At 72.4% G+C, this 15,584-nt stretch carries 13 protein-coding genes; 3 read left to right on the top strand and 10 right to left on the bottom strand.

The window, feature by feature from the left end; translation table 11 throughout:
- Positions 1-61: 61 nt before the first annotated feature.
- From ACIRD7_RS27165 to ACIRD7_RS27210, 10 genes are all read right to left on the bottom strand, one after another.
- Positions 62-616, bottom strand: coding sequence for a Pycsar system effector family protein (locus ACIRD7_RS27165; RefSeq protein WP_403457696.1), 555 nt, complete (start codon positions 614-616; stop codon positions 62-64).
- Positions 613-2,202, bottom strand: a complete 1,590-nt coding sequence (locus ACIRD7_RS27170) for a hypothetical protein (RefSeq protein ID WP_403457697.1) — start codon at positions 2,200-2,202, stop codon at positions 613-615. Before ACIRD7_RS27170 ends, ACIRD7_RS27165 begins: the two co-directional genes overlap by 4 nt.
- Positions 2,195-4,831 (bottom strand): hypothetical protein, encoded by a 2,637-nt coding sequence (locus ACIRD7_RS27175; RefSeq protein ID WP_403457698.1) that lies wholly within the window; start codon positions 4,829-4,831, stop codon positions 2,195-2,197. Before ACIRD7_RS27175 ends, ACIRD7_RS27170 begins: the two co-directional genes overlap by 8 nt.
- 5 nt (positions 4,832-4,836) lie before the next feature.
- The gene (locus ACIRD7_RS27180; RefSeq protein ID WP_403457699.1) at positions 4,837-5,664 is read right to left on the bottom strand and encodes a hypothetical protein; all 828 of its coding nucleotides are present in this window, start codon (positions 5,662-5,664) and stop codon (positions 4,837-4,839) included.
- 180 nt (positions 5,665-5,844) lie between these two features.
- Entirely contained in the window at positions 5,845-6,567 is a 723-nt protein-coding gene (locus ACIRD7_RS27185; RefSeq protein WP_403457700.1) for a Crp/Fnr family transcriptional regulator, read from the bottom strand.
- 431 nt (positions 6,568-6,998) lie between these two features.
- Positions 6,999-7,988, bottom strand: coding sequence for a malate dehydrogenase (locus tag ACIRD7_RS27190; RefSeq protein ID WP_403457701.1), 990 nt, complete (start codon positions 7,986-7,988; stop codon positions 6,999-7,001).
- Positions 7,989-8,325: 337 nt separating this feature from the next.
- Positions 8,326-9,609, bottom strand: coding sequence for a DUF2690 domain-containing protein (locus tag ACIRD7_RS27195; protein ID WP_403457702.1), 1,284 nt, complete (start codon positions 9,607-9,609; stop codon positions 8,326-8,328).
- Between the two features lie 421 nt (positions 9,610-10,030).
- A complete protein-coding gene (locus tag ACIRD7_RS27200; protein WP_403457703.1) occupies positions 10,031-10,537 on the bottom strand; it encodes a helix-turn-helix domain-containing protein in 507 nt (168 codons plus the stop codon).
- Between the two features lie 207 nt (positions 10,538-10,744).
- On the bottom strand, positions 10,745-11,239 hold the full coding sequence (locus ACIRD7_RS27205) for a DUF3017 domain-containing protein (RefSeq protein WP_403457704.1): 495 nt from the start codon (positions 11,237-11,239) through the stop codon (positions 10,745-10,747).
- Positions 11,229-12,083: a bifunctional methylenetetrahydrofolate dehydrogenase/methenyltetrahydrofolate cyclohydrolase gene (locus ACIRD7_RS27210; RefSeq protein ID WP_403457705.1), complete on the bottom strand. Its 855-nt coding sequence runs from the start codon at positions 12,081-12,083 to the stop codon at positions 11,229-11,231. The genes ACIRD7_RS27205 and ACIRD7_RS27210 overlap by 11 nt, the downstream gene beginning before the upstream one ends.
- Before the next feature lie 268 nt (positions 12,084-12,351).
- Here ACIRD7_RS27210 and ACIRD7_RS27215 point away from each other — a divergent pair, with 268 nt between their 5' ends.
- The 3 genes from ACIRD7_RS27215 (at position 12,352) to ACIRD7_RS27225 (ending at position 15,442) form a co-directional block, all read left to right on the top strand.
- Complete coding sequence (locus ACIRD7_RS27215; RefSeq protein WP_403457706.1) at positions 12,352-12,972, top strand: hypothetical protein; 621 nt, start codon at positions 12,352-12,354, stop codon at positions 12,970-12,972.
- Positions 12,973-13,124: 152 nt separating this feature from the next.
- A complete protein-coding gene (locus ACIRD7_RS27220; protein ID WP_403457708.1) occupies positions 13,125-13,874 on the top strand; it encodes an FHA domain-containing protein in 750 nt (249 codons plus the stop codon).
- Positions 13,871-15,442: a protein kinase gene (locus ACIRD7_RS27225; RefSeq protein WP_403457709.1), complete on the top strand. Its 1,572-nt coding sequence runs from the start codon at positions 13,871-13,873 to the stop codon at positions 15,440-15,442. Before ACIRD7_RS27220 ends, ACIRD7_RS27225 begins: the two co-directional genes overlap by 4 nt.
- Positions 15,443-15,584: the final 142 nt, after the last annotated feature.

Below are 15,584 nucleotides of genomic sequence, written 5' to 3' on the forward strand. Positions count from 1 at the left end.
TGTGCGGTGAGGCGTTGGCGCGTGGGCGGTGGTACACCCCTCGCGCGTGCGCCCTCTGCGCTCAGCCGGAGGTCAGTCCCCAGACCACCGCCAGCGCCGCCGAGGGGGCGAGCGCACCCACCCCCCAGCGGATGGCCCGGTACTTGGCGGACAGGATCGAGCTGACGTCCACGGCCTGGACGAGGAGCCACTTGGCCGGGTCGCGCCCGGCCTCGCCGACCCGGGCCGCCAGCCCCGTGAGGTCCTGGGAACCCACCAGGTCACCGAAGTACGTCACCCCGCCCCCGCCGCGGACCGTGCCGGTGCGCGGCATCAGCGCCGCGACCAGCGCGGCCACCGCGACGGCCCAGAGCACCCCGGACAGGACCAGCGTCAGGTCGCCGAGCCCGTCCCAGCCCGGGGCGCCGCGCCACCCGGCGAGGAACGCGGGCAGCGCCAGCGTCCCCGAGAGCAGCACGGCCGCCTTGGAGTCGGCGCGGCCGAGGTCCTCCCGCACCGTCGCCAGCAGCCGCTCGGCGACGATGCGCTCCCCCGCCCGGTCGTCACAGTGCCGACCCCCGTCCGGCACCGGCGCGACCGGGTCGGGGGAAGTCCGTGCCCCGCCCTCGGCGCTCATCGGTCCTCCTGTGCCCAGGACCATCCGTCGTCCTCGCCCCGCCTGCGCCGGCGCGGCGGGTCCCGGTCGAAGTCGTCGTCCGGGTAGTACGGCTCCGGCCGGTAGGTGCGGGGCCGCCCGCCGGAGCGCACCTCGTCGTCCCGATCGGGATCCGCCCCGGTGCCCGGGTGGTACGGCTCGGGCCGGTAGGCCGGACGCCGGTCACGGAACCGCGGGTCGTCGTCATCGGCCGACCCCGATCCCGGCCCCAGGGCGTACGGCTCCGGACGGCTGTTCCGGGGGCGGCCGGCCGCGCGAGGCTCGTCGAACTCGGCGTGGTCCCGCGGGTCGTACGCCGGGAGTCGGTCGGGGGCGCGCAGGTCGTCGTGGTCGAGGTCGTCTCCCGGGTAGGGCTCCTGACGGTGACTCCGGCGACGGCCGCGGGTGCCCGGCTCGTCATAAGGGGCGTCGTCTCCCGGGTACGGCCGGTCCCGGTCGGGGGTCCGCCCGTCGGGGGTCGCCCGGTCCGGGGTCCGCCGGTCGGAGGTCCGCCGGCCGGACTCCCACCGGTCGCTCCCCCGCCCGTCGCTCCCCCAGCCGTCGGCCCGACGCCCGTCCCGTTGCGGCTGTGCCCGGGGCGGCTGCCTGCGGGGCGGCTCGTCCGAGGCCCACTCGGGGTTGAACGGGCGGTCGCCGGACGCCTCCAGTTCCGGTGGCCGCCGGGCCGGCACCGTGCCGATGGGGCCGACCATGGGCCGCCCGGTGCCCTGGTTGAGGAGGTTCAGGACCTGCGTCTCCACATCCACCGTGGCGAGCTCGCCGCGCGTGGCCATGGCGAAGAGCCGGGCGACCCGCTCCTTCTCGTCCTGTCTGCCCTCCTGGCGGATCTGCTCCAGGAAGTCCTTGGCGCCCTCGGGGTCGGCGGCCAGCATGAAGCTGAGCTGCTCCAGCTCCCCGCCCATCAGCATGCGCCGGTACGACTCCTGCCGCAGCCGGATCACCTTGGCCTGGGCGTGCGCGTCTCGTTCCTCGTCGGCGTGCTCGATCGTGCGGTCGTCCACCCGCAGGCGGACGTACAGCCTTACCCGCAGCCCGAGTTCGGAGCCCAGGTCGGCCCAGCGGCCGCCCGCGCACTCGCGCGTGATGGCGCGGTTCGCCTGCTCGGCCTCGGTCACCCGGTAGGTGGTGGTGACCTCGCGCAGCCGTTCCAGGATCGGGGAGGTGAGCCGGTTGGCGACGTCGGTGACGACCTCCAGGGCGGCCAGATGCGGATCGGTGACGGCCCACTCGATGTCCACCTCGGCCTTGAAGAAGGTGGTGGCGCCGGCGGCCGGCAGCTCCATCTGCAGCGGTGTCACATAGGTGCCGAGCGCGATCTCGCAGATGCTGTGCGCCCGCGCCAGCACCGGCTTGTCGACGTGCTGGACACCGGAGGCCCGCTTCACCGTGTAGCCGCCGTTCCGGTAGAACAGCACCAGCGCCGAGCGGGGACTGACCCGCGGGAACCCGTCCGCCAGTGTGTTGAAGTCCCGCAGGAACGGACCCGTGGGCGCCGCCGATTCGCCGCCCGCCGCCTCGTCCGCGCCCGCCTCGTCGTTCTCAGCCATAGCTCTCCTCCTCGCGCGTCCTGTCCCGACGCGGCCTGTCCGGGCCCGGCGCGTGCCGGCGCGGCCTCTCCTGCGGCTCCACAGCGAGCCACCACAGGTCGCGCGCCTTCGGCTCGGGGAACGGCTTCTCCGGGTCGTTCATCATTCGGCGCAGCAGCCAGTCCAGCCGCCGCCGGTCGTGCTCCTCGATGGCCAGCGCGGGCAGCAGCGCCGCCAGTCCCGGCCGGGTCCACTCGGTGCCGTCCTTGCGTTCGGCCGAGCGCAGCAACTCCTCCAGGGCGTCCGTCGCGACGTCCTTCGACCGCGCGGTGTTGAGCGCGGTCCACATCAAGTCGGCCATGGGGCCGATGAGTTCGGGCCGGATGGCGGCCAGCGCGAGCGACACCGGCCAGTCCCCGCGGTCCCCCCACGGCGAGCCGCTGTCGTCCAGCATCGCGTCGGGATCCATCAGCAGTTCGTCCACCGTCGTCAGGGCGAGCCGGACGGTCGCCGCGAGGCCCAGGTCCTGGTACGGCTCGCGCCTGTGGTGGGTCCACTCGGTCATCCGCGCCAGCACCTGAGCCGCGTCCGGCAGCACCAGCAGCCGTACGACGTTGTGGGAGGCGACCGAGACCAGTTCCCCCTCGTCGCGGACCCCGATCCGGGCCAGCGCGTCCAGGGTTTCGTCCATGGTGGCCGCGGCGTTGCCGTAGCCGAGCGCCCACGCGGCCGTCCAGCGCTGCGAGTCGGTGCCCTTGCGGCTCCAGTCGCCGACCAGCTTGTGCACGGTCCTGCGGTGCGAGGCGTGGCCGGCCGCCTGGTCCAGTGTGGTCGCCGCGAAGATCAGCCGGCGGCTGGTGGTGGCCTCGGCGAGCGGCCGGACCAACTCGGTGTAACCGTGGTCGAAGTCCCGTACGCACAGCTCCCCGGCGGAGACCGCGGCGCGCATCCACACCTGGGAGCGCGGATCGTCCGCCAGCAGCCGCAGCCAGCGCACCACCGGGGCCCGCACCGGGAAGTGCCGGTCCCACAGTTCGGTCAGCACGGCGGACGGCAGGGCGGAACCCCGGTAGAAGATCAGCCGCGCGGGCACGTCGTGGCCGTCCACCTCGACCTTGCCGTCGGTCAGTTCGGCGCGCGAGAGCGCCACGTCGGCTTCCGGATCGTCGCAGAACAGCGGGCGGGCCGGGGTGTTGTCCGGGTCGGACTGCACCGACAGTTCCCAGGTCAGCAGGTGGGCGGCGGCGGCGACCGCGCTGTGCGAGGCGCCGCCGAGCACGGCGAGCGCGATCCGGAACGCCACCGGGTGGAACAGCGTCGCCGTGCCCGAGCGCACCGCGCCGCGCTCCCCGCGTTCCGCCGCGGCCGGCAGTGCGGCCAGCGCCCGGTCCACCCCGGCGAACCACTCCTGGGCCTGGTCGGCGGCGATGCTGCGGCAGCCGGAGAGCAGATCGTCGTAGGAGACGTCCCCCAGCACATGCCCGGCCAGCAGGGACGCCAGCAACTCGGCCTCGGCGGGCCGCAGATAGTCAAGGCCGACCGCTTCGGTGACCTCGTCCCCGCCGGCGAGTTCCTCGGCGCGGGCCAGCAGCTCGTCCAGGGGCGGGTCGTCCTCGCGCGCCTCGGCGGTACGTTCCTCCAGGCGCTCGCGCAGCCGGGTGGCGAGCAGTTCCTCAGTGGGCGCGGGCGGGCAGAGCATGCCGTAGCGGCCGGCGAGCAGCGGGTTCGCGGCCGACCCCACGGCGACGACGATCACCGCGAAGGCCTCGCGCCGGTCCAGGGCCGCGGCGAGTTCGTCGAGGTCCATCTCGTCCGGGGGCAGCGCGTCCGGCCGGTTCAGGGACAGCGTCAGCAGATGGCCGGTGCCGTGCCAGGCCTGGCCGCCCTCGCCGTCGAGCGACTCGGCCAGCTGCCGGACCCCGCCGTCCGAGTCGACCCGCCGGATGCGCGCGGCCGGCTCGCCCTCCGTGCCGTCCGCCGTGGCGGCGGTGACCTCGTCGAGGAGGGAGAGCGCCGTGCTCGTACGTCCCGTGCCGGGCGCGGCGCCGAGCACCAGCAGCCGGCGTGCGCGCAGCGCGTTGCGCAACCGCACGTACCCCTCCGGCGGCACGTGCGCGCGCCGCAGCCTGCGCAGTTCCTCCTCGGGGACGGGGCCGCTGCGCATGCCGGCGCCGGGGCGCGCGCCCACCAGGAGGTTGATGTTGTCGCCGATGTGGGCGCTCTGCAGCCGCGAGTGGGCGAAGCTGATCAGGTCCCGGTGGACGTCGAACAGCTGCCGGGTGGCCCGGCGGGTGCGTGCGGCGGCGGCGAGATCGGTGGGCCCGTCCTCGCCCTGATCGTCGGCGAGGGGGTCGCGGGTGCGCTCCTTGAACCGCCCGGCGGCCCGCTCGCGCTCCCTCTCCCGCTCCTTCTCCTCGTCCGCCTCGTCGTCCTCGGCGGACTTCTCGTCGTCGGACCCGCCCTCGTCGTCCCGGTCCCGCTTGCGGTCTTCCCGGTCCCTCTTCCGGTCCTCCCGACCGTCCTTGCCGTCCCTCTTACTCTCCTTGCCGTCGTTCTTGCCGCCGTTCTTGCCGTCGTCGGACGACCGCCCTCCGGCGGGCCGCTCGGGGGCGTCGTCGGCCCCGCCGCCCGACTGCTCGTCGTCGCTCACCCGGCTCAGCCCTTCCCCTGCTCGGTGACCCGGTTCGTGGACCCGCCCATCTGCACGTTCCCGTGGTAGACGTTGTGCTCGTTATGGAAGGCGTCGCGCCTGACGTTCTGCTGAATGCCGAGGTTGCCGGGCCTGTGACCGGCCATGTCGACCGCCTCGAAGTCGTCCTCGTCCTCGTCGTCGAACGCGTGCGGGGCGTCGGCGGCCGCCGGTGCGCAGGGTCCGGCCCCGGGGATCTCCGGAGCGGTCCGCCCCGGCAGGTGGAACCAGGCGGTCACCTCGCCCTCCTTCAGCTCCAGCCGGGCCGGGGCGTAGTGCGCGGGCTCGATGAACTTGCCGCCGCCGCTGACCACTTCCTCGTACAGGGACTGGGAGGTCACCAGCACCAGGTCGGCCTTCTCGGCGTCGAGGAGTTCGCGGGCGACGGAGGAGTCGGCGAGCCGGCAGGCGAGGTCGACGGCGCGTCCGCTGATGCCCCGGTCGTCGTGCCGGACCGGGCCCACGTGCATGCCGATGCGCAGCCCGAGGGGGACGGCCAGATCGCGGTTCTCGTCCCGGAGCTTCTCGTGCACCTCGACGAGCCACAGGCCGAGCAGCCGGCTCACCGCGACCCGCCCCGCGACCGACAGCAGCACGCCGTCGCCGCGGTCCTCCAGGTGCACGGCGTCCCGCGCGACCTTGGCGTGGGTGAGCGCCGTCTCCACCACCCGGTAGATCCGGGCACGCATGCGGGGCTTGTCGACGTCGTCGTACCGGCCGGAACGTCTGGCGTCGACGCTGATCACCAACTCGTAGTGCGCTTCGGTGAGTTCAAGAGCGTCGTCGTGGTTCACCCATGCCCCCTGCATGTTCTGTCCGCTGTGCCGAAGAGGTGGTCGTGCTGCCCGAAAACCCGGTCCGCGCAGGTGGCCCCGAGGTGTCGGGGGCAGCGTTCGGGAGGGGTTCGTGCTCTCTCAGGGTCGGGCCCTGGACGAGAGACGTCTGTAGCCGTTTACACACGGCGGGGCGCGGGTCTACTCCTGATGGCCGTCCGCGAGGAGGGCGAGCAGCGCGGGGTCGAGGAGCTCCACCATGCGGTTGCCGGTGCGGACGATGTTCTGGGTGCGCAGCAGCCGCAGGGCCTTGGCGACGGCTTCCCGGGTGGCGCCAATGGTGGCGGCGAGTTCGTCCTGGGCCAGCTGGACCACGGGGCCGGAAACGGCGGGGGCCCTCGAGGTCCCCGTACCGGACGGGGCGTAGGGGCCGACGGGTTGGGCTCCCGACAGTTCGACGAGCCGGCCGGCCAGGCGCTGGAGCACGGTGAGCGAGGCGAGCGCGGAGCGCTCCTGGTCGGCGCTGCGGAGCCGGAAGGTGAGCTGGCGTATCACCAGTCCGCTGACCCGGGGGTGCAGGGCAAGGAAGCGGCGGAACGCGTCGCCGGATATGACCTGGGCCTCTATGGGCCCCAGCGCGCGCACGGTGGCGCTGCGCGGATGCTGGTCCAACGCGGCCATCTCGCCCAGCAGTTCACCCGGTCCGCGCAGGCCGAGTATCAGCCGGGTCGCCCCACGGTCCGTCGCCACGGATACCGTCACCCACCCCCGAATTATGATCACGACATGACTGGTCCGGTCACCCTCTGTGAGCAGATGGGTGTCGGCCGGATAGCTCTTGTGGTGACCGAGAGCCATGACGCTCTCGTGCTCCTGGGGAGTCAGCGTCTGTGCGAACGCCAGCTCATTTCCGAGCAGCCCCATGGCCGGCCCCCCGCCGCAGTCCGGACGCCTGGATTTTCGATGGGTGTTGATGGTGGCAGGGCGAAGGTGGGGGCCGAGCGGATTGCGCCAAACCGGGGGTACTGTCCGGTAGTTGCGGAATGCCAGGTCGGTCGCCCCGTCGTCGCAGGCCCCCGCCTCACCGGGGCCCTCGGCGGCCACCCCAAGTGGTCTGGGCCACATCCGCATCCGCACGATCTACCGTGAGGTCAGGCCAGTCACTCGAACAGAAAGACGTATGAGTAACGGGATTCGGTCAGCGGATGGAGAGTTGGCGAAAACTCTGATTCGGCCCTTGCGGGCGGTGATGACCTGATGGGCACGAGGTGAGGGGATGGTGCGGCTCGACGCCACAGGCCCCGCACCGGAGGAAACCGGTACGGGGCCTGCGCGGGTTCGGTGCCCGGGTGGGCTCAGATGAGGCCGAGGGCGCGGACCGCCTCGCGCTCCTCCGCGAGCTCCGCGACGGAGGCGTCGATGCGGGTGCGGGAGAACTCGTTGATCTCCAGGCCCTGGACGATCTCGTACTGGCCGTCCTTGGCGGTGACGGGGAAGGAGGAGATGAGCCCCTCCGGCACGCCGTACGAACCGTCGGACGGGATGCCCATGGAGACCCAGTCGCCGTCGGCGGTTCCGTTGACCCAGGTGTGGACGTGGTCGATGGCGGCGTTGGCGGCGGAGGCCGCGGAGGAGGCGCCGCGGGCCTCGATGATCGCCGCGCCGCGCTTGGCGACGGTCGGGATGAAGTCCTCGGCGAGCCACTTCTCGTCGCTGACGACCTCGGCGGCGTTCTTGCCGGCGATGGTGGCGTGGAAGATGTCCGGGTACTGGGTGGCGGAGTGGTTGCCCCAGATCGTCAGGCGCTTGATGTCGGCGACCGTCGAGCCCGTCTTCTTCGCGAGCTGGGTCAGCGCGCGGTTGTGGTCGAGGCGGGTCATCGCGGTGAAGCGCTCGGCCGGTACGTCCGGCGCGGCGGCCTGCGCGATGAGCGCGTTGGTGTTGGCCGGGTTGCCGACGACGAGGACCTTGATGTCGTCCGCGGCGTGGTCGTTGATGGCCTTGCCCTGCGGCTTGAAGATGCCGCCGTTGGCCTCCAGGAGGTCACCGCGCTCCATGCCCTTGGTGCGGGGGCGGGCGCCGACCAGGAGGGCGACGTTGGCGCCGTCGAAGGCGACGTTCGGGTCGTCGCTGATGTCGATGCCCTGCAGGAGCGGGAACGCGCAGTCGTCGAGCTCCATGGCCGTGCCCTCGGCGGCCTTGAGCGCCGGCGTGATCTCGAGAAGCCGCAGCTTGACCGGCACGTCCGCGCCGAGCAGCTGGCCGGAGGCGATGCGGAAGAGCAGGGCGTAACCGATCTGGCCGGCCGCGCCGGTGACGGTGACGTTCACGGGAGTGCGGGTCATGGCGTTCTCCGTATGACAGCTGGCGGTGGGGCGTCTCTGCCCCCGGGGTGCGGGACGTAGAGATGATCGATCTCTTGGCGTCGAGAGATCCACCGGTCAGGCTATCGCGAGTCCGGGATCTCGCACGGCCGGGTCCGTGTGGCCCGTCCCACAGACCGCCCACCGGGGCGCAAAAGGGCGGCCGCCCGGTCCGGGAGAGGGGGACGCGGGCGGCCGCCGGGTGGGGGTACCGATGCCGGACTCCCGTGGGGGTACGGTGCGCGTGCCCAGTTTCCCGCCGGCCATTCCTGTCCGGCGGAATTCTTTTCCGGCGCCGCACCGACCCCCGTGGGCGCCCCTACTGCGTGCACCCCTTCTGCCCGGCCGCCAGCGTCGCGCAGGCGATCGCCTCGCCCGCGTCCTTCACCGCCACCATCGGCGTGTACGCGATCGTGTCGCCGGTCGCGGTGATGGTCCCGGTCTGCTTCTCCTTGCCGACCGACACCGCCACCTCGTCGCCCTGCGCGGCCTGCGTGATACGGCCCCATGCCGCGCCGCAGGTCTCGCTGTAGCGCACCTCGACCACGGCCGTCCCCACGGTCGCCGTCTTCGCGGTCGTCACGAGGTCACCGCTGCACCCCATGGCCTCCGCGTCCTTGCCGGTGCAGGCGTCACCGCTGCACTTCACCCCGGGCGGCAGATCCGGGTCGGTCGACGCGGTCGGCGAGGGCGACTTGGCGGCGTCATCGTTCTTCTTGCCGTCGCCGGGGTCGGTCAGGAAGAACACCGCCGCGATCACGACCAGCACACCGACGACGCCCGCGAGGAACATCGTCAGCCGCCGCTTGCCGCCACCGCCGCCGGAAGCCCCGCCGCCGGGACGGGGACCCTGCGGAGGCTCGCCGTACGGACTCGGCGTCCACGCGGCCCCCGACTCCGCCCCGGACGGCCCGGACACACCGGAGGCCCCGGACACGGCGGACGATCCCGAGGCACCGGGTGCCCCCGTCGCACGACCCCCCGTCGGCGACGGCCCCCGATATCCCGCGAGCCCCCACGAGTTCGCCTCGGAGACCCCGCCCTCCCGGACGTCGCCCCCGGACGAACCGCGCACCGGAGCGTCCCGGACCACGGAGTCCCGCACCTCCGGCGCCGTCGGCTGCGCCGGCACCGACGGCGGCACGGTCGGCGACACTCCCGCCGGTCCCGCCACCCCGGGCGTGGGCGCGGCCGTCGCGCTCCCGCCGCGGCGCGAGGACTTGCCCGCCTTCGCGCTTCCCTTGGCGTTCGCCGGCGGCGCCCCGAACTCGCTCAGCGCCGCGCGGGCCTGCGAGATCCGGATCGCCTCCATCGTCATGTCGTGGCGCATCTCCGAACGGCTCCACGCACGTTCGGCGAGCTCCCACATCGTCGTCAGATGAACCGGATTGGTACCGGTGACCTCGGCCAGCGCCACGATCGCGCCCTTGGGCGCGAGCAGCCGTCCGTTCAGATACCGCTCCCAGGACGTCTTGGCGTATCCCGTGCGGTCGGACAGCGCCGCGATACTCAGACCGCTGCGGTCCACGAGCCGCCGCAGCTGGCTCGCGAACTCCCTGACCTGCGGATCGAGTTCATCCGGCAAGGCCCTCCAACGAGGCATTGCTTCCCCCCTCTTCCCCCCGGTTCGTGCTGGTGGTTCTCGCGTTTCCCCCGCGCGTGGTGCCCTCTGCCGAGTCCTCGATGTGGCTACCCACAGGGATGCGCCCAGTAAGGATCTCAGTTCCCGGGGTGGGGGCGCACGGGAGCATTGGGACCGTGGGCATGCACCGTCGCACGCCCGTCGGATGGCGTCCAGTGTTCCACCGGCTTCCCCTTGCGGCCGACGCAACCCTGGTAGTAAGCCCTTGCAGACCAGCAGGACGCCCCGGACGTCCCGATCGACCACGCTAGCCCGCTTACCGAACGACTTCCTTGCAAATCCGCGAACTTGTCAACACATCGCCACACAGAACGCACATAAACGATCACTCGCGCCACAAGTGCCCTATCCGGGCAACTCCGACGCGATGACCCCAGCGGCCTCAGCCCAGCGCGACGGCCCCGATCACCGCCGTCAGCACCAGAGCCACCACGAGCACCACGGCGACCAGCAGCAGCCTGCGCGACGTCGGCCCGGTCTCCTTGGGCGGCGCGTCCCACCAGGGCAGCGTCGGATCGTCCTCGTACTCGTCGTACGCCTCGCGCTCCGCGCCCTCGGCGCCCGTACGGCTCCCCGAGCCCGCCTCCTCCGGCTTCCCCGGCACCGTGACGGTCTTCGGCCACACCCGCACCGCCAGCTCCCAGCGCACCCCGAAGCGCTCCGCCTCGTCCCGGTCGATCCCCGCGACCCGGCACAGCGCGGCGACCGCCTGCCGGGGCGGCGGCTGGGTGGCGTTGAGGTAGCGCTGCCAGGAGGACTTGCTGTACGCGGTACGCGCCCCCAGCGAGACCAGGCTCAGGCCCGTGCGGTCCTTGAGCTGCCGCAACTGCTCCACGAAGTGCCGCACCTCCGGCGGCAGATCGTCGGGCAGCGGCTGCCACGCACTCATCGCTCACCTCCGAACCGGACCCGATCGGGTGACGATCCGGCAGGGCGCATTGGTTCCCGGACGGACCGGACGTAGCGGAACGGTCACTTCCGTGCCACAGCGCACTGACAGGCGTTGAACAGCCCCTTCGCCGTGCCCGAGGGTGGAACGCAGACGGCGGTCCGTCCTTCCTCGGGGGAGAGGACGGGCCGCCGTGATGCGCCGGAGCTAGTTCTCCACCGTGAAGTGCAGGGCGTCCTTCAGGAACGGCACCTGCAGCCACGGCTTCGGCTGAGCCATCAGGGCCAGCAGCACGATCGTGAGGCCCAGGACGCCGTACGTCACGATGTCGGTGAAGCGGGAGCGGACCGCGAGCATGCCGACGCTCGGCAGCAGCCAGCGCATCACCGCACCGGCCAGCAGGGCGCCGCCGATGAACAGGGTGCCGACGCGGAACACGTCGAGCGCGGTGATCAGCAGGCCGACCCCGACCAGCCCGAGGACGAGAAGGACCGGCCACTGCCGGGCGGGCGCCGGCAGGTCACCGGAGGCCGCGCGGCCGCCGCCCTCGGGGCGGGCCGTGTCCCGGGTGAAGAGGGGGAAGCGGCGGGTCGTCCGCCGGGGCACGCCCTGCGCGTCGGGCGCGCTCACCGGGTCCCGGACCTCGATCTCCTCGACGTCCTCGATCTCCTGCGCCTTGCCGGCGCCGCCCTCAGCCGACACTGCGCTCCGCCGCCTCGACCACGTTGACCAGCAGCTGCGCCCGGGTCATCGGACCCACGCCGCCGGGGTTCGGGGAGATGAAGCCGGCCACCTCGGCGACGCCGGGGTGGACGTCGCCCACGATCTTGCCCTCGGCGTTGCGCGAGACACCGACGTCGAGGACGGCGGCGCCCGGCTTCACGTCCTCGGGGCGGATCAGGTGGGCGGAGCCGGCGGCGGCGACGATGATGTCGGCGCGGCGCAGGTGCGAGGCGAGATCGCGGGTGCCGGTGTGGCACTGCGTGACCGTCGCGTTCTCGCTGCGCCGGGTCAGCAGCAGCGGCATCGGACGCCCGATGGTCACGCCGCGGCCGACGACCACGACCTCGGCGCCCTTGATCTCCACGCCGTACCGGCGGAGCAGGGTGAGGACGCCGTTGGGGGTGCAGGGCAGCGGGGCCGGCTCGTTGAGCACGAGACGCCCGAGGTTCATCGGGTGCAGACCGTCGGCGTCCTTGTCCGGGTCCATCAGCTCCAGGATGCGGTTCTCGTCGATGCCCTTGGGGAGGGGCAGCTGGACGATGTAGCCGGTGCAGGCGGGGTCCTCGTTCAGCTCCCGCACCACCGCCTCGATCTCCTCCTGGGTGGCCGTGGCCGGGAGCTCGCGCTGGATGGAGGCGATGCCCACCTGCGCGCAGTCGCGGTGCTTGCCGGCGACGTACTTCTGGCTGCCGGGGTCGTCCCCGACCAGGATCGTGCCGAGTCCGGGCGTGACGCCCCTCTCCTTCAGCGCCGCCACGCGGGCGGTCAGGTCGGACTTGATCGCGGCTGCGGTGGCCTTGCCATCGAGAATCTGGGCGGTCATGGCTCCCATCCTCCTAGATGACGCCCTCCCCGATCCAATCCGGGTCCGGCATGGCCTGCGTCACGTCATCTCCGCCCGAATCCCCCCATGATCAACGATGTTGCACTTGCACAACACATAGGGAATGCGGCTGGACAAGTAAGAGCAGACTAAAGAACGATGTGACGGCAGTGCCGCGGGCAGTACCGGGGGGACAAACCGCATCAGTAGACCTTCCTCCGCACCGTGCCGCGCGTCCCCGCACTCGGACAACGGAGGAAAGACCGCCATGAGTTTCGGCGACCCGAACAACCCTTACGGCCCGCCGCCCCAGGGCCAGCCCGGTTACCCGCCCCAGCAGCCGCAGGGCCAGCCCGGCTACGGCTACCCGCAGCAGCCGCAGGCCCCTGGTTACGGCTACCCGCAGGCTCAGCCCGGCTACCCCGGTTACCCGGGTTACCCCGGCGGGAACGCGATGGCCATGGAGATGCCCGGTCTGATGAAGACGGCGCGGGTGCTCCTCTTCATCATGGCCGGCTTCCAGCTTCTGATCGGCATCATCGCCGGAATCGCGATCGGCGCCGCCCAGGACGTGTCCAACGGCGTCGGCAGCGGCGACGACACCGACACCCTGGCCGGCCTCGGGTTCCTGTTCGCCGGTCTGCTGGTCGGCATGGGCGCCCTCTCCATCTTCCTGGGCGTCAAGTTCAAGAACGGTGGCAGCGGTATCCGCATCACCACCATCGTGTACGCGGCGCTGATGATCCTCGGCGGCATCGTGAACATCGTGAACGGCGGAGGCGGCTCCACCACCTTCGGCGGGCTCATCTCCCTCGCCATCGCCGGCATCATCCTCGCCTCGATGGTCAACGGCGCGGCGTCCGCCTGGTTCAACCGCCCCCGCTACTGACGGGCACCGGCCGGCGCGGAAAGCGCCGTAGCCAAGGCACAGTTCACGCCAATAAACGCCGAGGGCCGTGTCTCACCTGATTGAGGGGGACACGGCCCGGCCGCGTCGCCCTACTCTGACGTGGGTAGCCGTCAGGCACGGGGAGACGCACCTTGTACAGCATCATCGTGGTACCTCCGCCGACCACGGAGGACGAGAACCGACGTACCCAGCTCCGGCTGGCGCCCGGCGAGCGACTCGGCTTCGGGCGATCCGTTTCCGACAACGATCTGGCGATCGCGCACGACGGAGTCTCGCGCAGAGCCGGTGAGATCACCGCGCAGGGCGCCTTCTGGATACTGAGCAACCTCAGCCGGGAGCAGACGTACGTCGTCGAGAACCCGGAAGGCGCGGGCGAGCACATCAAGGTCGGGCCGGGGCGGCTCGACGCGCCGATCCCGTTCGAGTTCTCGCGGATCGTGCTGCCCGCGGCCGGCGATCTGCTCGCCATCGAGGTGTGGGCGCCGCGCCACGACTACCTCAGCTCCGAGGGCGGACCGGACGGGGCGACCACCGCGCCCGCCTTCTCGGTGGACCCCACGAAGCGTTACTTCGCCGTCCTGGCCGCCCTGTGCGAGCCCCGTCTGCGCGGCGAACCGCACGCGGCGCTGCCGACCGTCGACCAGGTCGTGGACCGGCTGCGCCCCATCTGGCCGGCCGCCTCGCGCACCTCGGTGCAGTGGAACATCGACTACCTCGCCGTGAAGCTGCGGCTCAAGCCCGGCCCGGAGACCGCGGACACCGGCCCGCGGCTCAACGGCAAGAAGGAGTCACTGGTGTCGCTGGCGCTCCGGTTCGACCTCGTACGGGAGGACGACCTCGTCGTCCTCAGCGAGTCCGCTCCCGGCCGGGTGACGCGGTGACCGAGCCCTACGCCGTGCCGGTGCCCAGGGGGTACCGGGTGGGGGCGTGGGAGGTGCGCGAGCCGATCGCCACGGGCGCGTTCGGGAGCGTCTACGAGGCCAGACGCGTCGGCGAGGACGGGGACCTGCCGAGAACGGCGGCCCTGAAGTTCCTGCCCACCGGCACCGGAACCCCACGCCAACTCACCCACCTGCGCGAACTCGTCGAGCGCGAGGTCGAGTTGCACCGCCGGCTGAAGCAGCCGCGGCTGATCCGGATGTACGACACCCTGACCGTGGACGACGCGGAGCGCCCCGCCCTCGACGGCGCCACCGTCCTCGTACTGGAGAAGGCGGAGGGCTCCCTGTCCGCCCTGCTGGCGGCGCGGCCGCGCCCCGAGGCCGGCCCGGCTCTGCTCGCGCAGATCTGCGAGGGGCTGGCCCAGCTGCACCACGCGGGCTGGGTGCACGGCGACCTCAAACCGGCCAACGTGCTGCTGATGGCGGACGGTTCGGCCCGGCTCGCGGACTTCAACATGGCCGCCGAGCTGGAGGGCACGCACGCGTACACGCCCGCCTTCTCGACGCCCGACTACACGCCGCCGGAGCTGCTGTGGTCGGAGATCGGTGAGCGGGGCCGCCGGATCCGCCCGTCGGCGGACGTCTGGGCGTTCGGCGTCCTGGCGCATCTCGTCCTCACCGGCTCCTTCCCGCTGCCCGGCGGCACCCCGACGGCCCGCCGCGACGCGGCCGCCGCCTACGCGCGCGGTACCGACGACCTGCGGCTGTCCCCCGAACTCCCGGACGTCTGGCGGGAGATCGTCCGCGACTGTCTGACCCGCACGCACGAGGACCGGGCCGGCACCCAGGACCTGCTGCGCCGCGTGGAGGCCGCGGCCGGCACGGGCCGCTCGCCCCGGCTGCCTGCCCTCCTTCCCCGCCGCCGCTCGCGCCGTACGACGGTGCTGGCCGCCGTGTCCGCGGTGGTGGCGGTGTCGGCCCTCGGGTACGGCATCAGCACCTGGGCCGGCGGTGGCGGCGACGACGGCCCGACCCCGGGCCGCCAGGGCACGAAGGTCGCCGCCGCCGACTACGGCGCCGCCGAACTCCGCACGGACAAGGGCATCCCGGTGGCCTACCGCCGTCTCATCGTCGACTCGGCCCACGACTGCGTCCAGCCGGAGGTCACGCCCGCGCTGATCGCCGCCCTGCTGAAGGCGGAGAGCAACTTCGACCCGGACCTGTCCGACCCTTCCGTGGGCAAGGAGGGCGAGTACGGCATCGCCCGCTGGACGCCGAGCCTGCTGCGCTGGTGGATCCGCGCGGACGGGGTCCCCGCGGAGGAGACTCCCCGGCCGCCCCTCACCCCGGCCGAGTCCATCCCGGCCGTCGGCCGCTATCTCTGCTACATGGAGCCGCTCCTGAGGCAGAACGGGCTGTCCGGCGACCGCCAGGTGCTGCTGGCGGCCGCCTACCGCACCTCGACCAAGGTCGTGAACAACACGGGCGGCGTTCCCCCGAAGTACCGCGACTACGCCACCCGCGTCGCCCACTACCTCAAGGAGTACACGCCGCCCGGCAAGACGTGACCCTGAGAGTTCTCAGGTACCGCCCCCGCGGACCGGACGCCATCGTGGCAGCACCGGTCTCCGGTTCGCTCGGGGGAGGGCCGGAGGCCGTTCTCCCTCCACAACCCGCCGGCAAGAGCCGCTGGGTGCTTGCTAATTGCGG

Source organism: Streptomyces sp. NPDC093568 (genome assembly GCF_044764945.1).
GTDB lineage: Bacteria > Actinomycetota > Actinomycetes > Streptomycetales > Streptomycetaceae > Streptomyces.